This is a genomic window from Alistipes sp. 56_sp_Nov_56_25 (assembly GCF_001915285.1).
Classification (GTDB): Bacteria; Bacteroidota; Bacteroidia; order Bacteroidales; family Rikenellaceae; genus Alistipes; species Alistipes shahii.
Genome location: NZ_MNQF01000038.1, coordinates 1 through 11588, shown reverse-complemented (window position 1 = coordinate 11588; position 11588 = coordinate 1). Strand labels below are relative to the sequence as shown.

Annotated in this window: 7 protein-coding genes and 1 pseudogene; 6 read left to right on the top strand and 2 right to left on the bottom strand. The window is 49.3% G+C overall.

Features of this window, described 5'->3' with window-relative positions; translation table 11 throughout:
* Together BHV64_RS08690 and BHV64_RS08685 are read right to left on the bottom strand one after the other, a co-directional pair.
* A pseudogene (locus BHV64_RS08690) lies at positions 1–501 on the bottom strand (MFS transporter); the annotation flags it as partial.
* 187 nt (positions 502–688) lie between these two features.
* On the bottom strand, positions 689–1258 hold the full coding sequence (locus BHV64_RS08685; protein ID WP_018695056.1) for an RNA polymerase sigma-70 factor: 570 nt from the start codon (positions 1256–1258) through the stop codon (positions 689–691).
* A gap of 204 nt (positions 1259–1462) precedes the next feature.
* On the opposite strand from BHV64_RS08685, the gene BHV64_RS08680 reads away from it, so the two are divergent.
* The 6 genes from BHV64_RS08680 (at position 1463) to BHV64_RS08655 (ending at position 11434) form a co-directional block, all read left to right on the top strand.
* Positions 1463–2431, top strand: coding sequence for a FecR family protein (locus tag BHV64_RS08680; protein WP_288115745.1), 969 nt, complete (start codon positions 1463–1465; stop codon positions 2429–2431).
* Between the two features lie 180 nt (positions 2432–2611).
* On the top strand, positions 2612–5938 hold the full coding sequence (locus BHV64_RS08675) for a TonB-dependent receptor (RefSeq protein ID WP_026318219.1): 3327 nt from the start codon (positions 2612–2614) through the stop codon (positions 5936–5938).
* 12 nt (positions 5939–5950) lie between these two features.
* Positions 5951–7525 (top strand): RagB/SusD family nutrient uptake outer membrane protein, encoded by a 1575-nt coding sequence (locus BHV64_RS08670; protein ID WP_195622772.1) that lies wholly within the window; start codon positions 5951–5953, stop codon positions 7523–7525.
* Positions 7526–7531: 6 nt separating this feature from the next.
* Positions 7532–8485, top strand: coding sequence for a glycoside hydrolase family 18 (locus tag BHV64_RS08665; RefSeq protein ID WP_279183229.1), 954 nt, complete (start codon positions 7532–7534; stop codon positions 8483–8485).
* Between the two features lie 9 nt (positions 8486–8494).
* Positions 8495–9808: a DUF1735 and LamG domain-containing protein gene (locus BHV64_RS08660; RefSeq protein ID WP_279183228.1), complete on the top strand. Its 1314-nt coding sequence runs from the start codon at positions 8495–8497 to the stop codon at positions 9806–9808.
* Positions 9809–9823: 15 nt separating this feature from the next.
* On the top strand, positions 9824–11434 hold the full coding sequence (locus tag BHV64_RS08655) for a BT_3987 domain-containing protein (RefSeq protein ID WP_288115744.1): 1611 nt from the start codon (positions 9824–9826) through the stop codon (positions 11432–11434).
* Positions 11435–11588 lie beyond the last annotated feature (154 nt).

Sequence of the window (11588 nt, the reverse complement as noted above, 5' to 3'; positions counted from 1 at the left end):
CGAGGTGCTGAAACCCTCGTAAAGCCACCCCGCAAGCCACACCAGACCGCCCGTGGCGACCAGTTTCGCAAGGTTGTAGAACGCACCCTGCCAGCCGATATACTTCGCCTGATCCTGCGTCGTGAGTTCCGACATGTAGACGCCGTCGGCCGCGATGTCGTGCGTGGCGCCGCTGAACGCAACGACGGCAAAGACGGCGATCGTAACGGCGAAGAACGACGGTAGGTGAAGCGACAGAGCAGCAAGGCCGAACAATATGCCGCTTAGGAGCTGCGTCGTGACGACGAAGAATTTTTTGGTACGGAAAATTTCCAAGAAGGGGCTCCACAGGAATTTGATCGTCCACGGCCACATGATAAGCGATGTCCAGAACGCGATTTGTGCGTCCGAGATCCCCAGATCCTTGAACAGAACGGCAGAAACCATGTTCAGAACCACGAACGGCAAGCCCATTGCAAAATAAAGCGTAGGAACCCAACGCAAAGGAGGATAAAGTATCATTAGTTATTATTTTTGTTGTTAGCTTGTCTATTATAATAAGCCACAACTCAACCACTTTCCCCCTAAATTATATTCATTTTCCGTAAATAAATATTTTGAAAAAAAGATTGAGCCCCAATAAGCTCGTTAATAGTGCGAAATATCTAAGACTAAAATAAAGTACTTAATGTTTGATAGATTAAGGAACTTATTTTTCGAGAAGAGTAAAAAATACAACTAAAACCGACAAGTAGTCTTTAAGAGACTCACGTAACTTAGCTGTGGCTTTTTGCAACTCTTTATCGACCTTTTTTATGCTGATGTGCAGAATATCAGCAATCTCTTTATAACTTCTACCTTCTGTTTTAAGAGTAAACACCTGCTTGGTTATATCCGGCATTTGCTCTACTTGCTCTTTGTAAATTGTAAGAATTTCAGTTGTAAACAATTCATTGGGATCGCAGCTTTCAATCGTCCGCGTGTAATACTCCATCAAACCGGCTTCTTTTTGACGGATCTTTTCACAGACCGCTCTCCCGATTTGTTGGTCCCGGCGATAATGAAGGCAATTATTTCTAACAACACGGAAAAGATAGGCTTTCAGATTGGTGGGCTCTATACTCTCCCGACGCTCCCATATGGACATAAAACTGTCGTTTACAATATCCTGCGCGACATCTTCATCCCGAACATAACTGAAAGCGACAATGAATAATTGTCGCTTATTTTGCCGAAATAACTGATCGAACATTTGATGTGATAACGCCGTAGTGTCCATTGTCATATCAGATACACAAAGATAACTAAATTATTCGAGATAATCACATATTAAGCAGCATTCATTTAATGCTCTAATATACAATGCATTGCAATTATAAATATTTTCCATAATATATTAAAAATATTTATTTGCGAAAAATGAATACAATTTAGGGGGAAAGTGGTTGAGTTGTGGCTTATATATATAGAAGCAAATAAAAAAATGACACAGACTCAAATTACAGATGCCATGTTATTTCGGTTCTTCGCCGGTCAACTTACCGAAGAAGAAACCGCTCTACTTAAGGCATGGATGGACGATAATCCTGACGAACATCAAAAAGTGATGAAGAAAGCTCATGATATATATGTATTGGGAGTAATGTACACAACTTTCGAATCACCTGTTCAGGGTAAGGTCAGCCCAATTCGGCTATTAACTTTGTCAAAGATTATTCGATTTACAAGCAAGATAGCTGCGGTGTTGGCAATCGGCTTTGTTATAAATTACATGCTTTTCACTCATCGAGTCAGTGAATGGACAAATCAAATAACTACGATTGAAGCCCCTTCAGGAAAACAAATTCGAGTTACACTGAATGATGGTTCTGTCATTGATCTCAATTCCGGCAGTCGAATCGTATATCCTTCGATATTTGTAGGAAAAGAACGGCGAATACAACTATATGGCGAAGCAATGTTCGATGTAGAGCCAGATACAGACCGTCCATTCATTGTGGAAACTTTTGCTTGCGATGTAAAAGTATTGGGAACCCATTTCAATGTCATTGCTGACGAGGCAAAAAACCTGTTTTCCACAGCATTGTTCAGAGGTAAGGTTGCGGTATTAAGCCATTTAAGCGACGAATCGGTATTGATGGACGAAAATTCAGTCGTAAATCTCAAAAATGGACACTTACAGATAGTTCCGATCGAAGATCCGGATGAATATCGGTGGCCGGAAGGCATCATCACGCTCAACAAAATGCCTTTTGATCAGATCGTGGAAAAGTTGGAAAAATACTATGACGTGAAAATTGTTATCAAGCGACCAGAGTTGCCTGTCATCAAATATCAGAGTTGCAAGATTCGAGTTTCAGATGGAATAAACCACGCTATGCAACTGCTTCAAATGGCCTCGGACTTTACATATACCTACGACGAAATTGAAAATATTATTCGAATAGAATAAATGTAATCCTTTGTAAATGTTTATCTAATAATAAAAAAATTTGCCTATGAGATAGAAACCAAGACATCTTTACTTTTTGTTTCTGATATAAAAAACCTATGAGTGAAGGAAGCACTCATAGGCACGGTCCAATCAGAAATACTAACCGATCTCTAACCTTGAACCTTAATTTACAAATGTATGAATAAAAAGATTATTCAGCAAATCTGGCTGCCTACTCTTTTGGTTCTTTCTTGTCTATGCACCCCTTTTACAAGTGTATACGCACAAAATATTCGCGTAACCATTCAGTTGAAGGACGTGCGGATGAAGCTGGTTATGACCGAAATAGAGAAGCAGACACGCTATCTTTTTGCCATTGACGATGACGTAGATGTCACCCGCTCAGTCAGTGTCAATGTTGTAAACCAGCCCTTGCAGGAAGCCTTAATCCAAATGGTAAAAGGCTCCGATGTAAGCTATCAAATCAGCGGCTCGAACATCGTTCTGAAAAAAAAGCCGATCCAAAAACCGGTAACGGTATCAGGTACTGTGCTGGATCAGAACAAACAGCCTGTTGTCGGAGCTTCCGTCATCGTCAAAGGTACGGCTGTGGGAACCAGCACTGGCGCAGACGGTTCCTTCTCGCTTCAGGTACCCCCCCCCACCGCAACAGCCCAACTGGAAATTAATTTTTTGGGCTACGAGCCTGTGGTGGTGGCTGTTGGCAGCCGTACTGTATTTAACATTACGCTTAAAGAATCCGCTGCCGAAATCGAGCAGGTGGTTGTTACTGCTCTTGGTATTAAGCGTCAGGAAAAAGCCTTGAGCTACAATGTGCAGCAGGTGAAATCGAGCGCCATTACCGATGTGAAGGATGCCAATTTCATCAACGCCCTGTCCGGTAAGGTCGCCGGTATCACGATCAACACCTCGTCGTCGGGTGTCGGCGGCGCCTCCAAGGTTGTCATGCGCGGTAACAAATCGATCACGCAGTCGTCCAACGCCCTTTATGTGATCGACGGTATTCCGATGTATAACGTGAGCAACGGCGGCGATACGGAATTCGGTTCTCGCGGCGCTACGGAAGCTATTGCCGACCTGAACCCCGAGGATATCGAATCGATGTCGGTCCTGACCGGAGCTTCCGCAGCGGCCCTCTATGGTTCGAGTGCCGCGAACGGAGCCATTATGATTACGACGAAGAAGGGTCAGGCTGGAACATTCAGTGCCTCGTATTCGAATCACACGGATTTTCTCAAACCTTTCGTGATGCCGAAATTCCAGAATCGCTACGGTACGGGCAGCTACGGGAAATCTTCGGGTTCGCCGATCTACAGCTGGGGCGAGAAGTTGACCGATGCGGCGCGTACTGGATACACGCCGGATGATTTTTTCGAGACGGGTTATGTCACGACCAACTCCGTAACACTTTCTGGGGGTACCGAGAAGAACCAGATGTTCTTTTCCGCGGCATCGGTTAATTCCGAAGGTATCATACCCAATAACCTCTATGATCGCTACAATTTCACGTTCCGAAATACGTCGCATTTTCTGAAAGACCGCCTGCGTGTGGACGTAGGTGCGAACTACATCGTGCAGAAAGATCAGAACATGACCAATCAGGGGGTCTATTCGAACCCGCTGGTTTCGGCTTATCTGTTCCCACGAGGCGACAGCTTCGAAGCTGCGAAAATTTTCGAACGCTGGGATCCTGCCCGCAAGATAGCCGTGCAATATTGGCCACAGGGCGAAGGCGGTGATCTGCGCATGCAGAACCCGTACTGGATTGCGTATCGCAATCCCCGCAATACGGACAAAAAACGCTATATGGCCAACGTGTCGATTGCTTTCGACATCCTGCCGTGGCTGAATGTTTCGGGACGAGCCAAGATCGACAATACCAATTCGATCTTCACGCAGAAACTCTACGCTTCATCGAATACCACGATCACGGAAGGTAGCACACAGGGGCATTATACGGAAATTCGCAATACCGATGAGCAGATCTATGCCGATGTAATGGTCAATATCAACAAGACCTTCGCTGACAACAAATTTTCATTGGTTGCCAATGTCGGTGCGTCCGTCAACGACACGAAGAGTAAAGAGCTGAGCTATCGCGGTCCGATTCGGGAGGTCGGTATCCCGAATATGTTTACCGTTTTCGATTTGGACAAGGAGAAATCCCGCGCCCAGAAATACGGCTGGCAGGAGCAGACACAATCGATATTCGCCTCGGTCGAGATGGGCTATAAATCGATGCTCTATCTGACCGTGACGGGTCGCAACGACTGGGCCTCACAACTGGCCGGATCACCGCAGCGTTCGTTCTTCTATCCCTCGGTGGGCCTCTCCTGGCTGCCGACAGCGACTTTCGACATGCCCGAAGCATTTACCTACCTCAAGTTGCGTGCATCGTTCTCATCGGTAGGTATTCCTTTCCCGCGATTCCTGACCACTCCAACCTATCCTTACGACGAGACGAACCAGCAATGGCTGCCTACGACATTCCGTCCGATCGAACAGCTTTACCCGGAGCGTACCAAAACCTGGGAGGTCGGTATCGACGCCCGGCTGTGGAACGACTTGCGACTGGCCGCCTCGTGGTATCGGGCCGATACGAATAATCAGACGTTCCAGCCTACGGTATCCGCCTCGTCGGGCTATTCGAGCATGTACGTCCAGACGGGGAACGTCCGCAACACGGGTGTCGAGGCGAGCCTGGGTTACGGCCATAGGTGGAACAGCTTTTCCTGGGATACGAACTTCACCTTCTCTTGGAATAAGAACGAAGTCACTGAACTGATGGACGGCCTGACTGATCCGCTGACCGGCGAACCGCTGAAAGACCGTCTGGAGATCAAGGGTCTCGGTAAGGCAAAGTACATTATCAAGAAGGGCGGCACACTGGGCGACCTGTATACGACATCCAATCTCAAGTACGATGAGAACGGGTACGTGCAGGTGGATCGCAACGGTAACCTGATAACGACAGACGTTGGCGAGGATATCTATCTCGGCTCTGTTTTCCCCGATTATAATTTGGCATGGCGCAACGATTTCGATTGGAAGGGTGTGCATCTGGGGCTCCTCTTCACGGCTCGCATAGGAGGTATCTGCTATTCGGCAACCCAGGCCAATATGGATCTGTTCGGCGTATCGGAGGTTTCGGCTGCGGCGCGTGATGCCGGAGGTATCTTGATCAACGGACGGGAGATGATTGATCCCCAGCGGTGGTATGCTGCAATCAGTTCGCAAAGCGGACTCCCTCAGTACTACACCTATTCTGCGACCAATGTGCGCCTACAGGAACTTTCACTGGGCTATACGCTTCCGGGCAAATGGTTCCGCGATGTCTGCAAAATCAACATTGCTTTTGTCGGCCGTAATCTGTGGATGATCTACAACAAAGCGCCGTTCGATCCCGAGGCGATTGCTACGACCGGTAATAATTACCAGGGAATCGACTATTTCATGATGCCCTCGCTCCGCAACTTCGGGTTCAGTGTAAAACTCACTTTCTAAACGATGAACAGTATGAAACAGATAGTAAAAACAGCACAATTCCTGCTGCTTTCGGCCGTGCTGTTCTGCGCCTGGGGATGTATGAGCGATTTCGACGCCATCAACCGCAATCCGTCGGAGGCGACCGACGAAGAACTCGGGCGCGAGAACTACAAGATCAGTACGAACCTTCGGGGATTGCAGAATTGGGTCGTTCCCGTGCAGGAACACAGATACCAGTTCAACGAATCGCTGACCGGCAACCCCTATGCCGGCTATATGGCGGAGACACCGGATGGGTGGAAAGAGAAATTCTCGACCTTCAACCCCTCTGCCGACTGGCTGAAATGGCCCTTCGTAATCGTCATGCAGGAAGTCTATCCCTATTTTCGCGGCGTTGTGAACAACACCGAGGACGAAGCGGCCATAGCCCTTGCCCGGTTATTCCGCATAGCGATCATGCACCGCATGACGGACACTTACGGACCGATTCCCTATTCGAAGGTGATCGAGGATTCGTCCGAGTCGCTCACGGTCGCTTACGATTCGCAGGAAACCGTTTATATGAAGATGTTCGAGGAGCTGGACGCCGTAATTGCGGCCCTGCATGCCAACGAGCAGATGTCGGCAGAGGCGTTCCGCAAGTCGGATAATGTTTATTACGGCGACATCAAAAAGTGGATCAAATATGCCAACTCGCTCAAACTGAGAATGGCTATGCGCCTGTCGTATGTGAAATCTGATATCGCCCAAAAGAAGGCCGAGGAGGCCGTTGCGGACGGCGTGATTCTCGACAACGCGGACAATGCCTATATGCACGCTCCCGAAAACCGTGTGGCGCTGATCTACAACGACTGGGGCGACCACCGCGTCGGCGCCGACATCATCAGCTATATGAACGGCTATAAGGACCCGCGCCGCGCCGTGATGTTCACCCAGGGTACCTGGAACAAGAAAACCGATTATTACGGCATGCGCATCGGCACCGACCCGACGAACAAGTCGGCGATGGTTTCGACCTATTCCAATCAGATCGTGGACAGCAAGACGCCCTATCTATGGATGAATGCCGCGGAGGTGACGTTCCTGCGCGCCGAAGGCGCCTTGCGCGGCTGGGCGATGCAGGGCGATGCCAAAGATCTCTACGAAAAGGCCGTCAAACTGTCGTTCGAGGAGCGGGGAGCGACCGGTGTCGACACCTATCTGGCCGATGCGCTCAGTACGCCTCTGAGATATATCGATCCGATGGATAATTACAGTACACAGAGCCCGGCCAGCACGATTACGATTCCGTGGGAAGCGGGCGATACGGATGCCGTCAAGGAGCGTAACCTGGAACGCATCATCACCCAGAAGTGGATCGCTATTTTCCCGCTGGGTATCGAGGCGTGGTCGGAGTATCGCCGCACGGGCTATCCCAAGCTGTTGCCTGCAGTCGAAAACAAGAGTGCCGGTACGGTGAATATAAAATACGGAGCCCGCCGTATCCCGTATCCTTCGGAGGAGTATACCGAAAATCCCGTCCATCTGCAGGAGGCTATTTCGATGCTCAACGGTCGGGACAATGCCGGGACGCGCGTATGGTGGGATGTGAAACCTTTAGAATAAGCCGTTATGAAAAGAATAAATAGATTATCACTCTGGGGAACGATGCTTCTCGTGGGGCTTTTCGTAGTTTCGTGCAACGATTGGACGGAGACGGAAAGCGTACCTCAGAAAACGCAGCGTCCCAACGAGCAAGACCCCGAATTATGGGCGCAATACATAGCTGCGCTGCGGGAATACAAGCAGAGCGAACATGCGCTCGTTTTCGCCAGTTTCGCCAACGGCGCACCCGTCGCCACAAGCGAAAAGGACTGCCTGCGCAGCCTTCCCGACTCGCTGGACGTCGTGTCGCTGACCAATGCCGACAATTTTTCGGAATATGACCGGGAAGACCTCACCGTGCTCAAGGAAAAAGGGACGCGCGCCGTCTATTTTGTCGATTACGCTTCGCGCAGCGCCGAATTTACGGACTTGACCGCTTTGGGCGCCTATTTGGATAAGGTCGTCGCCCGCACCCGCGAACTGGGGCTCGACGGACTCTCTTTTTCGGGGATTCCCGTTTTCGGATCATATACCGACCAGGCAGCGCAGAAAGCCGTAGCATCGCTTTTCATAGAGAAATTTGCCGCCGTGGCCGGTCCCGGCAAGGAGCTGTTGCTGCTTTTCGAGGGCGATCCCCAGTTCCTCACCCCGGCAGACCGGAGCAAGGTCGACTATTTCGTACTCGATACAAAAGAGACGGACAACGCTACTGACTTAAAGTTACAAGTCCTTCGCGCTCTGAGTGCCGGCGCCGTTCCGTGCAATAAACTGTTACTCGGGGCCATGACTGAATACGAATTTACGGATGAGGATAAGGGTGCTGCGGATGCGATTTCTGCATTGACAATACGCATTCCCGAAATCGGACCGCAGCCATTGGCCGGTCTTTGTATCTATAGTGTCAATGCAGACTATTTCGGTGCCGAGTTTATCTATCCGCTTACCCGGCAAGCAATACAGACCTTGAACCCATCCAAATAACCGAAAGCTATGAAAAGGAACAATCCATATCTTTTAGCGGCGGCCCTGCTGGCTGTAGCTTTCACGGGCTGTAAAAACGACGAATACGATAATAAATCGCCTTTCGACAATGTGGTCTACCTCAATGTTTCGGAGAACAGCGACACACAGGTCACGACGTTCAAGAAGACGCTGCCCGATCTGCCGAAGACCTTTTCCGTCGTGCTGAGCTATCCCGCCTCGCAGGCGGTCAGCGTCGGCGTCGAAGTCGATCCGTCGCTGGTCGAAACCTACAATGCCCGGCACAATACGTCGTGGACGATGCTCGATGCGAAATATTATGAACTATCGGTGACCGAACTCACGATTCCGGCCGGCAAGACCATCTCGGATGCCGTGACCTTGAAACTGAAAAATCTCGACGGCTCGGGCGAGGTCGAGGAACTGCCCATCGACCAGACCTACCTGCTGCCCGTGACGATTGCCGATGTCGGCGGGGGTGTTGCGAAGCTGCACAGCTCCGCGACGGCCTACTATCTGGTGAAACGCTCCTCGGCCATCACCTCGGCGGCCTCGCTGCGCGACAACTGGATCAATTTCCCGACGCTCGACAAGGCTTCGGAGGGCAGTATGTTGTTCAACAACCTGATGGCCGTAACCTACGAGGCGATTATCCGTGTGGACGACTTTTCGAAGCATTCCGAGATTTCGACGATCATGGGTGTCGAAAACTACCTGCTGCTGCGCATCGGCGACGCTTCGTTCCCGCGCCAGCAGATCCAGTTCGACGGTTCGGGCGATGCAGCTCAGACCCCGGGCTTCGGGAAATTCCCCAAGAAGGACGAGACGAAACTGCTCAATCCCGGGGAGTGGTACCACATTGCCGCCACTTACAGCTATGCTACGCGCGAGGTCTGCATCTACGTCAACGGCAAGCTCCAGAGCCGAGGCACCGATCTCGGAAATTCGGCCTCGACACCGTTCAACCTTGCGGGGCGCGCCTTCTACGATCTCTACCTGCAAGACTCGGAAACGTATAAGGACTACAAGGACTGGGGTAATTTCCGCCAGTTCTTCCTCGGCAAGTCTTATGACGACTCGCGCCAGCTCAACGGCGATATTACCGAAGTGCGTGTCTGGTCGGTAGCCCGCAGCGAACAGGAAATTTGGGACAATATGTACGATGTCGATCCCAAAACTCCCGGCCTGATCGGCTACTGGAAATTTGACGAGGGCGAAGGTAACGTCATCAAGGACTGGACCGGCAATGGCAACGACGCTGTAGCTGAAAAAGACCTTGACTGGCCCAACGGCATTGAAGTTCCCCAAATCAATAAAGAGTAATCTAAAATGTCGATTATGAAAATGAAAAATATAATAAGCCAATTACTCCGGGGCGGACTGTTATGTGTAGCGATAACGGCTTTCGTTACGTCCTGTAGTACGGATGAAATCACCTACGCTACAGGGCAAAAACCCGATAAGGAAACACTGGAGACGGTTGCCGGTACGCTGCGCAGTTCGAAATCGCTGCGAGACCGAGTGCCCATTCATCTTACCGAAGGCAATGAAGATGCTGTTTCCGATAAGATCTATTACCGGCTCAATCAAGCGGCATCGCAAGCATTAACGCTGACAGCGACACCCAACCCGTCACTGGTAGCAGATTACAATGCCGACAACAAGGCCAATCTGCAACCGTTGCCTGTTGCCAATATCAAATTAGCTAACGGCGGTAAAATCACGATTCCGGCAGGAACACGAGTTTCGGAAAAACTCGATTTGACAATCGAATCCGACGGATTGACGCCGGGCATCTATCTGATGCCAGTCGTTGTCAATATCTCCGAAAACGAGCAGCATGTGCTTTATTACGGGGTAACTGTTCGGGAATTCGATGAGAACATCTATCAGGAGGGCAATAACCTTCATAATATAGAACTGGATACCGAGTGGACAACCGTGTTTTATCTCAACACCAGCGAGGTGCAGGCGCATTATGCCGACTACGTAGCCTGGGAAAAACAGGACATGAATACCTTCGAATCAGTTTACAGGGCCTCATTGGGCAACATCGTCAATCTGCGAATCGCCCAGATTGATTATAATGTAGCTTCACAGCGCGCACTTTTCGCTCCCACATCGGATTTACGCTATACGGTTGAACATGCATCTAAGTACATTCGGCAGATGCAGGACAAGGGGCGCAAAGTATGTGTCTGTATCGAAGGCGGTGGTAAAGGCATAGGTTTCTGCAATATGAGCGACGCCCAGATTGCCGATTTCGTAACTCAGGTCAAAGTTTTCATTACGACTTATGAGCTCGACGGCGTAAATCTCTGGGATCGCGGTTCCGGCTATGGGAAAGAGGGAATGCCTGCGGTAAATACCACTTCTTATCCCAAGCTGATCAAGGCCCTGCACGAAGCGATGCCCGACAAGATGCTGACCGTGGTCGACTACGAAGAGCCTACCGAATCGTTTTACGACACGAGTCTTACAGGTGGCATTGCCGTCGGCGAACTGATCGACTATGCCTGGCACGGTTATGTTTCTGAAAAAGATCCGATCAGATTCGTTAATCCGTATAATCAATTTACCTCCTACGAACAAGTGTATTCCCGTAAACCGTTTGCCGGGTTATCCGAGGCAAAATATGGTAATGTAAACGTGCCGTTTTATAGCGAGAAAAGCGACTTGTTCGTGGATTTTGATATGGATAAATGGTCGATGAATGCTATTATGTGGAATATTGAGCGAACCAGCAATATCATTGTTTTCGACGATCTGGTATTGCCGCAGGTGAATTTCGCAGAACTCGGATGTATCTCGATGATTCAGAATTTTATCGCATACCTTGCTTATGATGAAAATTTTGATGCGGCTTACGGCTATAACGTAATGATGCGTATTCCCGGAATATATCGGCAAGGAAGTAAAAACTATGATACATTCGCAAAAGATTGGTAAACAGAAAGAAACATATGCAGGGTTCGCACCCATAATCAAAATTTCAACCAAAACTATTAGGCGTATAGGTCATTTCGGGTGCTAAAATCGTTGTAATACTGGTGTCTGTCAGTATGATATGACCATTCAAAACTTTTGAACACATATTTGATGC

Excerpts from the sequence above, each read along its gene's own strand:
- BHV64_RS08685 (WP_018695056.1), bottom strand. The coding sequence starts at position 1,258 with ATGGACACTACGGCGTTATCACATCAAATGTTCGATCAGTTATTTCGG.
- BHV64_RS08680 (WP_288115745.1), top strand. The coding sequence starts at position 1,463 with ATGACACAGACTCAAATTACAGATGCCATGTTATTTCGGTTCTTCGCC.
- BHV64_RS08675 (WP_026318219.1), top strand. The coding sequence starts at position 2,612 with ATGAATAAAAAGATTATTCAGCAAATCTGGCTGCCTACTCTTTTGGTT.
- BHV64_RS08670 (WP_195622772.1), top strand. The coding sequence starts at position 5,951 with ATGAAACAGATAGTAAAAACAGCACAATTCCTGCTGCTTTCGGCCGTG.
- BHV64_RS08665 (WP_279183229.1), top strand. The coding sequence starts at position 7,532 with ATGAAAAGAATAAATAGATTATCACTCTGGGGAACGATGCTTCTCGTG.
- BHV64_RS08660 (WP_279183228.1), top strand. The coding sequence starts at position 8,495 with ATGAAAAGGAACAATCCATATCTTTTAGCGGCGGCCCTGCTGGCTGTA.
- BHV64_RS08655 (WP_288115744.1), top strand. The coding sequence starts at position 9,824 with ATGAAAATGAAAAATATAATAAGCCAATTACTCCGGGGCGGACTGTTA.